This window comes from Flavobacterium sp. P3_A6, assembly GCF_056403035.1.
Genome location: NZ_JBFUGG010000034.1, coordinates 1 through 16,483, shown reverse-complemented (window position 1 = coordinate 16,483; position 16,483 = coordinate 1). Strand labels below are relative to the sequence as shown.

The window sequence follows — 16,483 nt, the reverse complement described above, 5'->3', positions numbered from 1 at the left end:
TCTTTTGTATATTGATTATTTTCTAATACCCAATACTTTGATAATCTCACGATATCTGTTAATCTCTGTTTTCTTCAAGTAATCCAACAAAGCCCTTCTTTTACCTACTAACAGTACTAATGAACGCTCAGTGTTGAAATCATGACGATTTTTTTTCAAGTGTTCAGTAAGGTGGCTGATTCTGTAAGTGAATAACGCGATTTGACCTTCAGCAGATCCAGTGTTTTCTGCTTTTCCTCCGTGTTTAGCGAAGATTTCTTCTTTAATCTCTTTAGTTAAATACATTCGAATATTATTTAATGATTTTTATGTATGTCGTACAGCTATTGTAAGACGGGTGCAAAAGTAATGCAAAATATTGAAATATTCAAAAATTTAATAATTAAATGATTTTGAAGTCTTGTTAATGGGGTTTTCAAATCTTTAAATCCTTTAATATAGCTTAGCTATTTCCTGAGTTACAAATTCCAAGAAACGTTCGTCTTCTTCCGTAAACGGATCGATAACGTGGCTGTCAATGTCAATTTGACCAATATTTTCTCCATTTACAAAAATCGGAACTACAATTTCTGATTTTACGGTAAAGCTGCAGGCAATATAATTGTCTTGTGCGCTTACATCTGGAACGACAAAATTATTGTTGGAAACTGCTACTTGTCCGCATATTCCTTTTCCGAATGGGATAACGGTATGATCTGTTTCGGCTCCTACATAAGGTCCAAGGTGCAGCGTTTTGGTTTCGTGATTGGCAAAATAAAAGCCTACCCAGTTGTAGTAAGAAATAGAATCACTCAAGAGCAGACAGATGGACAAAAGCTTTTCGTCTCTGCTAAGTGTTGTGTTTGTTGTTATCTCAGTTACTTTTGGCTGTAATTCTTGAAAAGTCATGTTCTGTTATTTTTTATGCAAAAGTATTTAAAGCTAATTCTTTAATTGCATAAATTTGGCAAAAAAATAATTTTGAAAAAATATTTCCAACAGTACAAACCTTTTTTGTTTTTTTTGGCTAGCTTTTTTGGCTGCTATATTTTGCTTACGGCAATCTATCAGTTTTTTTTAAACGGTTTCGGTAATAATACAGTTGATACAATAACACAAGCAGTTGCTCAAAATTCTGAAAAAGTTATTTCATGGTTTTTCATGCGTATCCAAACTGAGAATGTTGCTAATGAACCTTTTGTTAGGATGTGTTTTCAAAATGAATGCATTGTTCGGATAGTGGAAGGCTGTAATGGAATAAGTGTTATTATTTTGTTTATTTCTTTTATTGTTGCTTTTTCAGGAAGCATGAAGAATACTTTGCTTTTTATTTTTGGCGGAACATTATTGATTTATATTCTAAATGTATTGCGTATTGCTCTATTGATAGTTTTGATGTATTATTTTCCTGAAGTAAAGCATCTGCTGCATGGTGTCTTATTTCCGGCGATAATTTATGGAACGGTTTTTATTTTATGGGTAATTTGGGTTAATAAATTTTCGAAATATGCTAAATAAAGTGTTTCAGAATAAAACCCGTATTTTTTTTATAGTTGTATTAGCGTCTTTGCTGATGCTTGTAAGAGCTTTTGAAAGTCAATTATTTTATGACCCTTTTTTGGTTTATTTTAATGGAGATTATTTGAAATTTCCTTTACCCGAGTTTAATTCGGGATTGCTGTTTTTAGGATTATTGTTTCGGTTTTTTATAAATACTGTTTTTTCGTTAGGAATACTTTATTTGTTCTTTAAGGATAGAGAGATGATTTTGTTTGCAGGTGTTTTATATGTTTTGCTTTTTGTGATTCTGATTGTTGCTTTCTTTTTTATTGTTTACTTTTTTAAAAATCAAGAGAATTTATTGCTGTTTTATGTTCGGCGTTTTTTGATTCAGCCTTTGTTTGTAATTGTTTTTATTCCAGCATTTTATTTTCAGAAACTGAAAAAATAATTCTTTTTTTTCTTACCTTTAAGAGACTTATAAAAGAATTATTTAGAAATGAAAATTGTAAAACATTCTGGTGCTCTTGTTGATTTTAACCGTGCAAAATTAAAACAGTCTCTATTGAAATCTGGAGCGGCATCTGCAGTGGTTGACGATATTTTGGAGATTATTGAAAAAGATGTTCATGAAGGGATTACTACAAAACACATTTTTAAAACGGCTTTCAGACTTCTTAAAAAAACTTCTAATTCGAATGCGGCTCGATATAATTTAAGAGAAGCTATTCGATTATTGGGGCCTTCAGGTTTTTTTTTCGAAAAATTCATTGCAAGACTCTTTACTTCGGAACATTATGAAACTAAAGTTAATTTGATTTTGCGGGGCAAATGTGTTTCGCATGAAATAGATGTTTTGGTTAAGAACAGCAATGGTATTGCGATGGTCGAGTGTAAGTTTCATGTAGGAAAGGATGTTGCTACCGATGTGAAAGTACCCATGTATATTTTGTCCCGTTTTAATGATTTAAAAGATGCAAAGCATGAAATATTTTCCAGAAGTGATAGTATTTCTAAATGCTGGATTGTTACCAATAACCGTTTTACCTCAGATGCTGTTGATTTTGCCAAATGTTCAGGTCTCAATTTGTTGAGCTGGGACTATCCGAAAACCGATAATTTGAAATCCAAAATTAGCAACCGTCAGTTGTATCCCATAACTTGTTTAACGACATTAACTCTTTCAGAAAAAGAAAAATTATTGATTTTGGATGTTATTTTAGTTCGCGAAATTGTCAATAATAGAAGTGATTTGGAAAGAATAGGTTTGAGTCCTAATCGTATTAAAAATGTAATGAAAGAAGCTTTAGAGTTGTGCAGGTTTATGTAATTTCAAGAGTCGAAATTAATTTAAAATGGTATTAAAATGAAAATCACATGTATTGGTGGAGTAGGCACGGTAACAGGATCCAAAACGTTGGTAGAAAGTAATGGTATTAGAATTTTGATAGACTGCGGACAGTTTCAAGGACTAAAATCTTTGCGGGAGCTTAATTGGGAGCCTTTGCCTATTTTGCCTTCTACTATAGATTTTGTTTTGTTAACCCATGGACATTTGGATCATTGTGGCTGGTTGCCTCGGTTGGTAAATCAAGGATTTACAGGTAAAATATATTGTACCAGCCCCACTGCCGCAGTTGCTAAATTGATTCTTTTGGATAGTGCCAAAATTCAAGAAGAAGATGCTAAGATAGCGAATGAAGGAAAGTTTTCTAAGCATGAAATAGCTGAACCATTATACACAGTGGTTCAAGCCGAAAAAGTTTTTCCTCATTTTAGAATAATTCAGCCAAATGTGAGTGTTGCTTTGGATGTCGAAATTGAGGCTGTTTTTACTAACGCAGGGCACATTCTTGGAGCATGTACAATTGAACTTCAACTAGAAAAAAAAGTGGTTGTTTTTTCCGGAGATATTGGTAGGGACAATGACGTATTGATGTTTCCGCCTACAAAGCCCAAAAAGGCAGATTATATTTTTCTTGAATGCACCTACGGTAACCGGCTTCATCCGGATATTAATCCTAAAGAGGAATTGGAAATGTATATTAATGCTGCCATACATAATGGAGGGACTATTGTAATTCCGAGTTTTGCAGTAGAACGTGCCCAAAGTGTAATGTATTTGCTTTGGCAATTGAAAGAAGAAGACAGAATTCCGAACATTCCTTATATTATTGATACTCCAATGGGAATTAGCATGTTGGAACTTTTTGTGAGTAATAGGAAATGGCATCGGTTAAATGAAAAAGAATTTACTGAAATGTGTAAAATGTTTACCATAATTTCAGATTATCAGGAAACAATTGACACGATTTATAATAAACAGCCAAAAGTAGTAATTGCGGCAAGCGGTATGGTTACTGGTGGCAGGATTTTGAGTTATTTAGAACATTACATAGGATTGCCCGAAACGACAGTAATTATTATTGGTTACCAAGGAGAAGGAACTCGGGGAAGAAAAATGCTGGAAGGGGCAAAGGATATAAAAATACACGGAAGATATTTCGAAGTAAAGGCCAAAATAGTGGGAATAGAAGGCTTATCGGCTCATGGAGATCAAAAAGATTTGATTAATTGGCTTTCAGATCTGGAAGAAAAACCCAAAAAAGTCTTTTTAGTACATGGAGAAAATGAACCTGCCGATGAACTTAGAGTGAAAATACAAGAAAAATATGATTTTGAATGTATGGTTCCTTTGATGGGACAGGTTTTTGAATTATAGTCAATCTGCGTTTTTAAAAAAGTTTAACGAGAGTTTGATTTTTTTACCAAAATAATATTGCTAATTTTGCGTCGTGAGAATTAAGAAACATATAAGTATACTTTTAGCATTTCTAATATTGGGCTCCAATGTTGGTTTTGCTTTTAATGTGCATTATTGCGGCAGTAAGATTGCTTCTGTTTCTTTGAGTTTGCCTACGGTATCATCTCTGCTAAAAGATAAAGATTGCTGTTCGAAAAAAGCTGTCAAAAAAGAAAGCTGCTGTAAGGACAAGAAAATTGTTTTTAAGGAAAAAGCAGATGACAAGATTGTAAAATCTTTTTCTTTTCAATTTGATTATGTTTTTTTAGTTCCAGTATGCCAGCATGCTGTTTTTAATACTGTTCCTAGTTTTAAAAACAATCTTTCTCCTGCTTATTATTGTGATGCCAATGCGCCCCCATTTTATAAGCTGTACAGCCAATATCTCCTTTACGATAAATTATAATGTTTAATTGAGTCGAACCATTTTATGTGGTTTGGCTATACTTTAATCATTATAATACACATCATGAAAAATCAAACAATAATGCTTTTATTGCTCTTGTTGGTTTCTTTAGGAGCCTCTTCACAAGATACTTTACGCGAAATAAAAGTAAAATCCAAACGTAAGGAACTGCAAAAATCATATTCTCTTACAGGAAATACAACTTTAGTTACTAAAAATGAATTGCTCAAGGCGGCCTGTTGTAATCTGGCCGAAAGTTTTGAAACAAACCCTTCGATAGATGTCAATTTTTCGGATGCTTTAACAGGGACGAAGCAAATCAAAATGTTGGGACTCACAAGTCCTTATTTGCTAATGACTCAAGAAAATGTTCCTTCCGTTAGAGGTGCTTCTCAAGTATATGGGCTTTCTTTTACACCAGGTCCTTGGATAGAAAGTATTCAAATTACCAAAGGAGCTGGAAGCGTAGTGAATGGATTCGAAAGTATTTCGGGTCAAATTAATACCGAATTGGTAAAGCCATTAACAGAAGTTCCTGTTTTGTTAAATGTCTACGGTTCTACCGATTCCCGGTTTGAGCTAAATGCCAATCTTAATGCAAAATTGACTGATAAATGGGCTGCTAGCTTATTATTGCATGGCAATATTCGAGATTCTAAAATGGATAAAAACGAGGATGGTTTCTTGGATAATCCGTTACAGAAACAAATCAACGTACTCAATCGCTATCAATATTACAATGCCGAAACGGGTTGGGTTAGTTTTATTAATTTCCAATTTATGAATGATGCTAAACTAATGGGGCAATTAGATTTTAATCCTGATTCCGATAAAGGGACAACTAATCATTGGGGTTCCAAAATTGATACCAAAAAAATAGATATTTCCACAAAAATCGGTTATGTTTTTAAGGACAAGCCATATCAAAGTATTGGCTTCCAAAATGCATTTTCCAGTTATAATCAAGATTCTTATTTTGGTTTGAATGGTTACAATATTAAACAAAATAGTTTTTACTCTAATTTGATTTTTAATTCCATTTTCGATAATGATAGGAATAAGTTTGCCACGGGCTTGAATTTTACTTATGATAATTATTCTGAGTTGGTTACCACAACAGATTATAGCAGAATAGATAATACTCTTGGCGCTTTTTTTGAATATACTTTTGACAATAAGGATGATTTTAGCCTGATCCTTGGAGGCAGGCTTGATTATGGAAATCGTTTGGGTGTTTTTGCTACGCCAAGAGTGCACATGAAATATAATCCTTGGGAGAAAGGAGTCTTGAGAGCTTCGATCGGCCGAGGGAAACGTCCTGCTAATATTTTTGCCGAAAATCAAAACTTATTTGCCAGTTCCAGAACTTTTAATGTAGTAAATGCCGGAGGTAAGTTGTATGGTTTGGATCCTGAGATCGCATGGAATTACGGCCTCAGTTTTATGCAGGGATTCAAGTTATTTAATAGGAACGGTGACGTGACAGCCGATTTTTACAGAACCAATTTTCAGAATCAAGTTGTGGTAGATATTATGGAGAGCCCGCAATCAGTAGTTTTTCATAATCTGGATGGCGCTTCGTATGCCAATAGTTTTCAATTGGAGTTTAACTATGAATTGATGGAGCATTTGGAATTGCGTTCAGCGTACAAATATTATGATATCAAAACCGATTATTTGTCTGGAAAATATCAAAGACCATTGCAGGCTGCGCATCGTTTCTTTGGGAATTTAGGTTATAAAACCCATCTTTTTGACAAAGGGCAACAGTGGAAATTTGATTTCACGTATAATTGGATTGGGGAGCAGCAATTACCATATACAGCTTCTAATCCAGTTGCTTATCAGCTTCCAGATCAGTCTCCTGCTTATTCTTTGATGAATGCCCAAATCACTAGAACTTTTTCTGATACTTTTGAAGCGTATGTTGGAGGTGAAAATATTGGGAATTATACTCAACGTCAAGCGATAGTGGATTCGCAAAACCCTTTTGGTTCCAATTTTGATGCGACTATTTTATATGCGCCAGTATTTGGACAAATGTATTATGCAGGCTTGAGGTTTAAAATTAGATAAAGGAAAATGTCAATTTCGACGGCAATAACAATGATAATATAATTTAAAAATAAAATAAATAATGAAAACAAATATTCAAGAATTTAGAAACAACGGAATTAAGAACATTTTTTTGGTTTTATTAATGACTGCCTTTGCATTTTCGGCTCAAGGCCAAGAAAGTAAAAATAAAAATGCCAAATATACTACCGAAGTAAACGGTAACTGCGAGCAATGCCAAAAGAGAATTCAAAAAGCGGCTTATTCGGTTTCTGGGGTGAAATCAGCTTCATGGAGTATTGAAACACATCAGTTGAATTTAATTATTAATGAAGAAAAATGCTCTCTGGTAGATGTGAAAAAAGCTGTCGCCAAAGTTGGGCATGATACAGATTTGGTAAAATCATCTAAAGAAGATTATGATAAGCTTCATTCATGCTGTCAGTATGAAAGGCTGTAATTTGTTTTAGCGAAAAGCTTTTAAAATTAATTTTAGAACTTTCTCAGATTATAAAAAAAGCATCAAAATGGAAATCCAATTTGGTGTTTTTTTTTGTTTTTTATTCGTTAATAAAACTTTAAAATAAGGTATTGTATTGTGGTTCACCTAAATTATTATTACTTTCACTGCCTAAATAAAACACAAGAATTTATGAGTAATTTTGAATGGACCCAATTAGTAAATCCCGAATTTTATATAACTTTTACAATTGGTGGCATTCAACTGGGTTTGTATATTGTTTTATTTATTGTTTTTGCCGAAACTGGTCTTTTTGCCGGTTTTTTTCTTCCAGGCGACAGTCTTCTTTTTCTTGCCGGAATTTATAGCCGTGATTTAATTCAGAATATTCTTTTTATAGAAAGCGACTTTATAAATCTTGTGATACTTTCTTCATTGGTCGCTCTTTCGGGCGTTTTTGGAAACATGGTAGGTTATTGGTTTGGAGCCAAAAGCGGGTATTATTTATACAACAGGGAAGATACGCTTTTGTTCAAGAAAAAATATTTGCTCCAGTCCAAAGAGTTTTTTGAGAAACATGGAGGTAAAGCGATTATTTATGCAAGGTTTTTGCCAATCGTAAGAACATTTGCTCCTATAGTTGCTGGTATTGGAAGTATGGACAAGAAAAAATTTATGTTTTTTAATATATTGAGTTCGGTTTTATGGTCTTTTGTATTGATATTTTCAGGTCATTATTTGTATGGTTTTTGTATAGATCAGTGGGGAATTGATTTAAAAGAGCATATTGAAAAAATAGTGATAGGAATCATTTTAGTATCTACACTGCCCGTTTTTTTAAAGCTGATTAAGAAAAAAGTTATTCATCAATAAAGTTTAGGAAAATAAAACGAACCGTCTTGTTCAAAACTAGACGGTTTTTTCATGTTGAAAAATTGAATAAATGTTTTTTAGATGATGGTAAAAAGACAAAATGCGGCCTCTTGTCCTGGTGCTTCGCCAGTTCGCTGTCGATCGTGTATAACGGATAGCAGGACAGTATTGCCCAAAAAGCCAAATGTTTCAGCTTCTAAATTATGAAAGGACTTAGATGAAAAAGGCATAAAAAAATCCGTCGAGAACAAATTCAAGACGGATTTTATATTTGAATAGAATGCTGATTTTTACATCATTCCTGGCATACCTCCACCCATGTGGCCACCAGCGGCACTTTCTTCTTTAATGTCGATTAAAGCACACTCTGTAGTCAAGATCATTCCTGCAACCGAAGCAGCATTTTCTAATGCAATACGGGTTACTTTTTTAGGGTCAATGATTCCAGCTTTTAGCATATCTACGTACTCGTCTGTTTTGGCATTGTATCCAAAATCTCCAGAACCTTCACTAACTTTTGCAACAACAACAGAGCCTTCAAGACCTGCATTTTCAACAATAGTTCTTAAAGGAGATTCTACGGCGCGAGAAATAATTTGGATTCCTGTTTTTTCATCAGCGTTGTCTGAAACAATAGTGCTTAGAACGTTTTTGGCTCTCAATAAAGCTACTCCACCACCAGCAACAATTCCTTCTTCTACAGCAGCGCGAGTTGCATGAAGCGCATCGTCAACACGGTCTTTTTTCTCTTTCATTTCCACTTCAGAAGCAGCGCCAACATAAAGAACGGCAACACCCCCAGCTAATTTAGCCAAACGCTCTTGCAATTTTTCTTTATCATAATCAGAAGTCGTAGTTTCCATTTGACCTTTGATTTGGTTAACACGATTTTTAATCATGTCAGCTTCTCCAGCACCACTTACAATTGTAGTGTTATCTTTGTCGATAGTCACTCTTTTTGCAGAACCTAACATTTCTAAAGTGGTGTTTTCTAAAGTGTATCCTCTTTCTTCAGAGATTACGGTTCCGCCGGTTAAGATAGCGATATCTTCTAGCATTGCTTTTCTTCTATCTCCAAAACCAGGTGCTTTTACAGCAGCAATTTTTAAGGCACCACGCAATTTGTTTACTACTAGAGTTGATAAAGCTTCACCATCAACATCTTCAGCAATAATCAATAATGGTTTTCCAGTTTGTGCAATAGGTTCCAATATTGGCAATAATTCTTTTAAAGAAGAAACTTTTTTGTCATACAAAAGGATGTATGGACTTTCTAGTTCTGCTTCCATTTTTTCTGGATTGGTTACAAAGTATGGAGAAAGATATCCTCTGTCAAATTGCATTCCCTCTACAACATCTACATAGGTATCTGTTCCTTTAGCTTCTTCAACAGTGATAACACCTTCTTTTCCAACTTTTGCGAAAGCGTTGGCAATTAATTCTCCAATTACTTCGTCATTGTTAGCAGAAATAGAAGCAATTTGTTTGATTTTTTCAGAATCGCTTCCTACTACTTTAGCTTGTTTAGCAAGGTCTGCAACAATAGCTTCCACTGCTTTGTCTATACCGCGTTTTAAATCCATCGGATTTGCACCAGCAGCAACGTTTTTCAATCCTTCTTTTACTATAGCTTGTGCCAATACTGTAGCGGTTGTAGTTCCGTCTCCAGCTAAATCATTAGTTTTTGAAGCTACTTCTTTTACCATTTGAGCACCCATATTTTCCAATGGATCTTTCAATTCAATTTCTTTGGCAACTGTAACACCATCTTTGGTTACATTTGGTCCACCAAAAGATTTTCCGATAATTACGTTACGGCCTTTTGGTCCAAGAGTTACTTTTACTGCATTTGCTAATGCGTCAACACCACGCTTTAAACCATCACGTGCTTCAATATCAAATTTTATATCTTTTGCCATTTTATTGTTTATTTGTTGATTCGTTTATTTGTGTATTTGATTTTAGATGATTGCTAAAATGTCGTCCTCACGCATGATTAGGTAATCTTTCCCTTCTAATTTTAATTCAGTTCCAGCGTATTTTCCATAAAGTACGGTATCACCAATTTTTACAGTCATAGTATGGTCTTTGGTTCCATTTCCTACTGCTACTACTGTTCCTTTTTGCGGTTTCTCTTTGGCTGTATCTGGAATAAAAATTCCTGACGCCGTTTTCGTTTCAGCTGCAACTGGCTCGATAAGAACTCTGTCTGAAAGTGGTTTAATGTTTAATGTCATGATTTTTTATGTTTATATTAAAATTTACTGTTTTTTTCTTTTCAGAAATTATGCCATTACGGGGAAACTGACATTTTTTCTTATAAAAAAATGCCAGCTTTGACAGGCTGGCATTTTATGTATTTATTTAAACAAATTATTTTGCAGGAGTTGCAGGTGCAGGTGTATTTCCAGCAGGTGCATTCTGAGCTGGAGCGTTAGTGGTTTTTGGCGCTGCAGTTTCAGTATTGTCAATAATTTTTGAATCTGAATCGCTCAAAGTTCCTGTGAAACTCAAGCCAGAAAGTAAGATTAATGCAATTAATATAGTTGCCAATGTCCAAGTGCTTTTGTCTAAAAAATCAGTAGTTTTTTGTACACCACCTAACATTTGAGAACCGCTTATTGTAGAAGAAAGCCCGCCACCTTTAGGATTCTGAACCATTATTACTACGATCAATAGAAAACATACTATTGTAATTAAAACTAAAAAAATTGAAAACATACTATTTATTGTTAATTGTTATTTTGTTGTATTATCCTAATATCTTTTATACGGTCTGCAAAGAAACTACTTTTTTCTGGATATTTCAAAATTAATATTTCATAAGCTTGTATCGCTTTTTGATATTTTTTTTGTTCCAAATAAACTTTAGCTAAAGTCTCGGTCATTAAATAAGAATTATCTTCTTTGTTGAGATCCAGGTTTGGAGTAAATACGACTCCGGGTTTTATTGGCGGAATCTTTGGGCTGGTTTCTATGAACTTATCTATTAATTCTGCTTTTTTCTTTTTACTTTCATCGATGACAGGATCCGGTTCTATTGCCATACTAGTTTCTTCTTTTGGAATCTCTCTAATTATAGGCTGTATTCTCGAAATTTGAAGCCATTGATGAAATGAATGTGTTTCTGATTTTGAAAAATCTATTGGTTTTTCAATATTTACGTCTTTTGCTGTTTCTGTTGTTTCTTCTTCAATTTTTGTTAGTCCGGCTTCTTTAATAGAATCAAGAATTGACTGTTCTATATTTTTATCGATGTCTACTTTATCAATAAAAAGAGAATTGTTTGGAGGGATATTAGCATTAGCCTCTTTTATAGAAGTGAGAATCGAGTGTTGCAAAGGAGTTGTCCTGATTGTCTGAACTTCTTCTTTTTGGATAATTTGACTGTCTACTACGGTTATATTGAGTAATTCTTCTATTTTTTTTTCGTAGGTCTTTTTTTGAATAGCCGTAAATGATTCTGAAGTTATAAAATCAAATAAAACGCTTCGATCCGTAGTATGAGCGGCAACTATTTTTAAAGCAAAGTTATATTTGTAGCTATTTTGATTGTAAAGCCCCTTTAGGCGCAACGCTCTCGCACTTTGAAAAAATGGAAATTCATCCAATACTTTTTCTAAAGCCACAGTTTGAGTTTCGTCGATTTCCTCAGGTTGGTTTAATAAATAATTATAACTACTAATGTTCATTTGTTTGCGTATTCTGTGTTTAGAATTTAAGGATTCAATTTTATACTGTCAAATGTTCTCTTGCTTAATGACTAAAAACTGCTGGTTGATTATTCTTTTAAAATTACCATTTAGCTAATGATTCGTTAAAAATGTCCTGCGTAATTCTTTCGAAAATTTCTTTGATAGCAGCATCTTTTGTTGCTCCTGTTAATTGTTGTGCGGCTGGATAATCATAGTAAAACTCAAAAGATTTATCGAAATCGTCTGCTTCTTTATTTTTATTGGTAAATCTAACTTGCACTCTAATTTTTAATCGGTTTTGAGCAGCCTTTTGATCGGCAGTTGCTGTCATTGGGCTAATACGGTAATCCGTAATTTCACCTTCATATGTTAAATCTCCATTGTTTTTTACTAAGTGCAGATTCGTCTGATTTTGAATCAGATCTTGTAAAGTTAAAGTAAAAGTTCTGTCTATACCTGGCTCAATCAAATCCGAAGTGTTTGGAAAAAAGTTTACTTGGTAGGTCTTGGCATCAATTTTACCAGTTCCAGTAAAGTTATAAACCGAACAGCTGTTTAGAATGAATGAACTGATTATTAATATGAGATAATGTGTTTTTTTCATAGATGTGTAAATTCCAAATTTTAATTTGGTTCAAATTTCAAATGTACAAAAATCGAATTTGTGATTTGAAATTTGTTTTTTGATTCTTACTGTGTTATAAATCAAATTGTTTGATTTTTCGATATAAAGTACGTTCCGAAATGCCTAATTCATCTGCGGCGGCTTTTCGTTTTCCTTTGTTTTTTTCTAATGACTTTTTAATCATTTCGATTTCTTTTTGTTCAAGTCTTAATATTTCTTCTTCTTCAATAGTCTCGGCCAAAAGATAATTGTTAGATTCCTGTTCTTCGTAATCTTGTTGTATGCTTGGATTGGATAAATAAGAAGTTCTTGGTTGCTCTTCAAAATCTATTTCGCTGTCTTCTTCGGAACCGTATATTTTTTTGATAAGAGATTTGTTGGTTTCCTGTACTTTAGAACTTTCGTTTTGCATCAATTCCAATGTCAGTTTTTTTAAATCATGCAAATCACTTTTCATGTCAAAAAGGACTTTGTATAAAATTTCTCTTTCGGTGTTAAAATCGTTATCGTTTTTTTTGTCTTTTATCACCGAAGGTAAATTACTGTCTTCGCTTGGCAGATAAGTTTGTAAAGTTGCAGCAGTAATGTCTCTATTGGTTTCTAATACCGAAATCTGTTCGGCAACATTTCGCAATTGTCGAATATTACCGCTCCAGCGAAATTTTTGAAGTAATAAAATAGCTCCATCATCTAGTTTCAAAGGAGGCATTTTGTATTTATTGGCAAAATCGGCAACAAATTTTCGGAACAATAAATGAATGTCTTCTTTTCGTTCCCGAAGCGGAGGCAGATTAATATCTACCGTGCTTAAACGGTAATATAAATCTTCGCGGAATTTTCCTTTTTCAATAGCCTTGAATAAATTGACGTTGGTTGCCGCTACGATTCGCACATTCGTTTTTTGAACTTGTGACGAACCCACTTTTATGAATTCCCCATTTTCTAAAACACGCAATAAACGTACTTGAGTGGTTAGTGGTAATTCTCCAACTTCATCAAGAAAAATAGTTCCTCCATTGGCTACTTCAAAATAGCCTTCACGAGTGCTGGTTGCGCCAGTAAAAGCTCCTTTTTCATGTCCAAAAAGTTCACTGTCAATTGTTCCTTCTGGAATGGCTCCGCAGTTTACCGCAATGTATTTACCATGTTTTCGGTGTGACAGGGAATGAATAATCTTTGGTATGCTTTCTTTTCCTACTCCGCTTTCTCCAGCCACCAAAACTGAAATATCAGTAGGGGCAACCTGAATGGCTTTTTCTATAGCTCGATTAAGCTTTGGGTCATTCCCAATAATCTCAAAGCGCTGTTTTATTGATTGTACTGTATCCATTTTTTTTAGTTTTTTTAGTTTAAGGTTTAATGTTTCAAGTTGCCAAGCAAACTTTAAATCTAAACTTTCAAACTTTTTATATCTGTTGAAATAAAAGGGTTCTGCTGTTATGGCTTTGTTAGCGTATCTTTTTGGATGGCTGCTTTTTCAGTTTTGTGTTTTGGAAAATAAGTTCTAATGATATAGAATGTAGTTCCAAAGGCAACTACAAAAGTGATTAAAGCAATAATTATATTCTTTTTCGACATATAAATGATTTTATTTTTTCTTCTTTTGCCACAGATTAAAATGATTTTCACAGATTCTTTATGATCTTATAAGGCATATCTTTTGTATTCTAATGATTTAGTTTGAAAATTAACCATTAGTCCAATTTCTGAATTTGCTAATTTTAAATAATTTAAAATTTGTGCAATATGTTCATTAGAGAATTCTTTAACAGCTTTTACTTCTAAAATTATGTCTTCATTTACAATAAAGTCAGCATAAAATTTGTGAGGTAAAATTTTGCCTTTATATTCAATCGTAAATTCTTTCTCCCTTTTCAAAAGGAATGTTATTTTCTTTGAATTCTATTTCTAAAGCATCTTTGTAAATGATTTCTAGTAAACCGGGCCCCAGAGTTCTATGAACCTCCATGCATATTCCAATGATTTTATAAGTTTCTTTTTCTTCTTCTCTGTAACCGTTCATATTATTTTGTTTTTTAGCCACATATTAAAAAAATTAAAAGGATTTCAAAAAATCTGTGAAAATCATTTTAATCTGTAGCCAAAATTCTTAATTCATATCACTCAAACCAACTGCTTCTCCTTTCAGAGTTCCCGAGGTGCAAGAATTAATTTTTACATTTACAAAATCACCTATTTTATAATTCTCTTTAGGAAAAACCACTGTTATGCTTTGTGAATTTCTTCCAGAAAACTCTTCAGTCGATTTTTTTGAAACTTTTTCTACCAATACTTCTACCGTTTTCCCAATAAATTCTTGTGAGCGGATTAAGGCGTGTTTTTGCTGTAAATCGACAATTTCCTGTAATCTTCGAAGTTTGGTTGCCTCAGGGACATCGTCTTCCATTTTTCTTCCTGCCAAAGTTCCTGGGCGTTCGGAGTAACTGTACATATAACCAAAATTATATTTCACATAATCCATTAAACTCAAAGTGTCCTGATGGTCTTCCTCTGTTTCTGTCGGGAATCCCGAAATCATATCCTGCGTGATGGCTCCGTCTGGAATAATAGAACGAATTTTATCAATCAAAGACATATATTCCTCTCTCGTATGCAGGCGATTCATTTCCTTTAAGATACGATTACTGCCCGATTGAACCGGTAAATGTATGTGTTTGCATATGTTTGGATATTTGGCGATAACATGCAAAATGCTTTCGTGCATATCCTGTGGATTTGAAGTCGAAAAACGAATACGCATTTTCGGGAAAGCAACTGCAGCCATTTCCAATAATTGGTCAAAATCCACCGCTGTCGCTTTTTGCATTTCGGTCGCACTGACAAAATCCTTTTTCAAACCGCCGCCATACCATAAATAACTGTCAATGTTTTGCCCCAAAAGTGTGATTTCCTTAAATCCTCTGCTCCACAAATCCTGAATTTCGTTCATAATGCTTTGCGGTTCTCGGCTGCGTTCACGCCCGCGGGTAAAAGGCACCACACAAAACGTACACATATTGTCGCAGCCTCTCGTTATTGATACAAATGCTGTAATTCCGTTGCTCATCAGTCGAACCGGAGATATATCTCCATATGTTTCCTCTTTGGATAAAATCACGTTTATAGCATCCCGACCTTCCTCAACTTCGCTTAATAAATTCGGTAAATCTTTATAGGCATCCGGCCCCACAACAAGGTCAACGATTTTTTCTTCTTCGAGGAACTGACTTTTCAAACGCTCGGCCATACAGCCCAAAACACCCACTTTCATTTTCGGGTTAGTGCGTTTCACCGCGTTGTATTTCTCCAAGCGTTTGCGTATCGTTTGCTCCGCTTTGTCCCGAATCGAACAGGTGTTTACCAAAACCAAATCGGCTTCTTCCAGCACTTGGGTCGTGTTGTACCCGTTTCCGGACAATATGGACGCTACAATCTCACTGTCCGAAAAATTCATCGCACAGCCATAGCTTTCTATAAAAAGTTTTTTGGTATTTTCCGGTTTATGTTCTAGAACAAGGCTGTTCCCTTGTTTGCTTTCTTCAATTATCTTTTCCATTGGGTATTTTCAAAGCGCAAAGATAAGGCAAATACAGTGATTATGACAAGATGTCAGCCGAAGAATTAACAAAATTTAAAGGATTTTAGATTGATGATTTTAGAATAGCAATTTATGATTTAAAAAAAGGCTTGCTTACTTATTATTATCTGTTTTTACATTTGAAATCAAAAATAGTTAATCAGCTATCAAAAAAGTTTCAGGAGCTGTTTCCCGCTCCTATGTTTGCATAGTTATAAAATCTCCTATCAAAGATATATATTTGGAATGATAAAGTGAAARAGGATGAGAGTTGAAATCCCGCTAAATGACTCAAGAAGTACATTGTCGGAAAGATATAACCTCATTCTTTTTATCTTTTAGAGTCTGAACAGAATGTAAGGAACTACGCAAGTCGTAATATCCAGAATATCCAACTAGGAGAAAAGACGAAGGGAGATTCATCACTTTATTATAAACAAAATTAGAAAGTTATGAAAGTATTGAAGCAAGTATTAGGAATTGATGTCGCTCAAAAAGAATTAGTAGTTA

General features: G+C 34.0%; 20 protein-coding genes. 8 read left to right on the top strand and 12 right to left on the bottom strand.

Translation table 11 applies throughout. The annotated features are described in order from the left end of the window. Window positions 1–15: 15 nt before the first annotated feature. Both rpsO and AC1DVP_RS20465 read right to left on the bottom strand, forming a co-directional pair. A complete protein-coding gene (gene rpsO, locus AC1DVP_RS20470) occupies window positions 16–285 on the bottom strand; it encodes a 30S ribosomal protein S15 (RefSeq protein ID WP_077374687.1) in 270 nt (89 codons plus the stop codon). 147 nt (window positions 286–432) lie between these two features. Further along, the gene (locus tag AC1DVP_RS20465; protein ID WP_477185323.1) at window positions 433–888 is read right to left on the bottom strand and encodes a GAF domain-containing protein; all 456 of its coding nucleotides are present in this window, start codon (window positions 886–888) and stop codon (window positions 433–435) included. 72 nt (window positions 889–960) lie between these two features. On the opposite strand from AC1DVP_RS20465, the gene xrtF reads away from it, so the two are divergent. From xrtF to AC1DVP_RS20425, 8 genes are all read left to right on the top strand, one after another. Continuing rightward, window positions 961–1,497 (top strand): exosortase family protein XrtF, encoded by a 537-nt coding sequence (gene xrtF / locus AC1DVP_RS20460; RefSeq protein ID WP_477185322.1) that lies wholly within the window; start codon window positions 961–963, stop codon window positions 1,495–1,497. Further along, window positions 1,487–1,930, top strand: a complete 444-nt coding sequence (locus AC1DVP_RS20455; RefSeq protein WP_477185321.1) for an exosortase F system-associated membrane protein — start codon at window positions 1,487–1,489, stop codon at window positions 1,928–1,930. The genes xrtF and AC1DVP_RS20455 overlap by 11 nt, the downstream gene beginning before the upstream one ends. Window positions 1,931–1,978: 48 nt before the next feature. Continuing rightward, complete coding sequence (locus tag AC1DVP_RS20450; RefSeq protein ID WP_477185320.1) at window positions 1,979–2,809, top strand: restriction endonuclease; 831 nt, start codon at window positions 1,979–1,981, stop codon at window positions 2,807–2,809. A 36-nt stretch (window positions 2,810–2,845) separates the two neighbouring features. Beyond that, the gene (locus AC1DVP_RS20445; RefSeq protein ID WP_477185319.1) at window positions 2,846–4,201 is read left to right on the top strand and encodes an MBL fold metallo-hydrolase RNA specificity domain-containing protein; all 1,356 of its coding nucleotides are present in this window, start codon (window positions 2,846–2,848) and stop codon (window positions 4,199–4,201) included. 73 nt (window positions 4,202–4,274) lie between these two features. Beyond that, a complete protein-coding gene (locus AC1DVP_RS20440) occupies window positions 4,275–4,688 on the top strand; it encodes an HYC_CC_PP family protein (protein WP_477185318.1) in 414 nt (137 codons plus the stop codon). Window positions 4,689–4,751: 63 nt separating this feature from the next. Continuing rightward, complete coding sequence (locus AC1DVP_RS20435) at window positions 4,752–6,764, top strand: TonB-dependent receptor plug domain-containing protein (protein ID WP_477185317.1); 2,013 nt, start codon at window positions 4,752–4,754, stop codon at window positions 6,762–6,764. A gap of 61 nt (window positions 6,765–6,825) precedes the next feature. Then, entirely contained in the window at window positions 6,826–7,203 is a 378-nt protein-coding gene (locus AC1DVP_RS20430) for a heavy-metal-associated domain-containing protein (protein ID WP_477185316.1), read from the top strand. Between the two features lie 192 nt (window positions 7,204–7,395). Beyond that, the gene (locus AC1DVP_RS20425; protein ID WP_477185315.1) at window positions 7,396–8,076 is read left to right on the top strand and encodes a DedA family protein; all 681 of its coding nucleotides are present in this window, start codon (window positions 7,396–7,398) and stop codon (window positions 8,074–8,076) included. Between the two features lie 290 nt (window positions 8,077–8,366). Here the strand turns inward: AC1DVP_RS20425 and groL are convergent, their stop codons facing one another. The 10 genes from groL to miaB form a co-directional block, all read right to left on the bottom strand. Then, window positions 8,367–9,995, bottom strand: coding sequence for a chaperonin GroEL (gene groL, locus AC1DVP_RS20420; RefSeq protein WP_077374656.1), 1,629 nt, complete (start codon window positions 9,993–9,995; stop codon window positions 8,367–8,369). A 42-nt stretch (window positions 9,996–10,037) separates the two neighbouring features. Further along, the gene (locus AC1DVP_RS20415; RefSeq protein WP_100431955.1) at window positions 10,038–10,313 is read right to left on the bottom strand and encodes a co-chaperone GroES; all 276 of its coding nucleotides are present in this window, start codon (window positions 10,311–10,313) and stop codon (window positions 10,038–10,040) included. Between the two features lie 136 nt (window positions 10,314–10,449). Beyond that, window positions 10,450–10,797: a preprotein translocase subunit SecG gene (gene secG, locus AC1DVP_RS20410; RefSeq protein ID WP_477185314.1), complete on the bottom strand. Its 348-nt coding sequence runs from the start codon at window positions 10,795–10,797 to the stop codon at window positions 10,450–10,452. An 11-nt stretch (window positions 10,798–10,808) separates the two neighbouring features. Further along, window positions 10,809–11,768: a tetratricopeptide repeat protein gene (locus AC1DVP_RS20405; RefSeq protein WP_477185313.1), complete on the bottom strand. Its 960-nt coding sequence runs from the start codon at window positions 11,766–11,768 to the stop codon at window positions 10,809–10,811. A 103-nt stretch (window positions 11,769–11,871) separates the two neighbouring features. After that, window positions 11,872–12,375: an LptE family protein gene (locus tag AC1DVP_RS20400; RefSeq protein WP_477185312.1), complete on the bottom strand. Its 504-nt coding sequence runs from the start codon at window positions 12,373–12,375 to the stop codon at window positions 11,872–11,874. 94 nt (window positions 12,376–12,469) lie between these two features. Continuing rightward, window positions 12,470–13,726 (bottom strand): sigma-54 interaction domain-containing protein, encoded by a 1,257-nt coding sequence (locus AC1DVP_RS20395; protein ID WP_477185311.1) that lies wholly within the window; start codon window positions 13,724–13,726, stop codon window positions 12,470–12,472. A gap of 107 nt (window positions 13,727–13,833) precedes the next feature. Next, window positions 13,834–13,974, bottom strand: coding sequence for a hypothetical protein (locus AC1DVP_RS20390; RefSeq protein WP_477185310.1), 141 nt, complete (start codon window positions 13,972–13,974; stop codon window positions 13,834–13,836). 66 nt (window positions 13,975–14,040) lie between these two features. Continuing rightward, window positions 14,041–14,274 (bottom strand): GxxExxY protein, encoded by a 234-nt coding sequence (locus AC1DVP_RS20385; protein ID WP_477185309.1) that lies wholly within the window; start codon window positions 14,272–14,274, stop codon window positions 14,041–14,043. After that, window positions 14,246–14,419, bottom strand: a complete 174-nt coding sequence (locus tag AC1DVP_RS20380; RefSeq protein WP_477185308.1) for a GxxExxY protein — start codon at window positions 14,417–14,419, stop codon at window positions 14,246–14,248. The genes AC1DVP_RS20385 and AC1DVP_RS20380 overlap by 29 nt, the downstream gene beginning before the upstream one ends. 87 nt (window positions 14,420–14,506) lie before the next feature. Then, the gene (miaB, locus tag AC1DVP_RS20375) at window positions 14,507–15,952 is read right to left on the bottom strand and encodes a tRNA (N6-isopentenyl adenosine(37)-C2)-methylthiotransferase MiaB (RefSeq protein WP_477185307.1); all 1,446 of its coding nucleotides are present in this window, start codon (window positions 15,950–15,952) and stop codon (window positions 14,507–14,509) included. Between the last annotated feature and the right edge of the window lie 531 nt (window positions 15,953–16,483).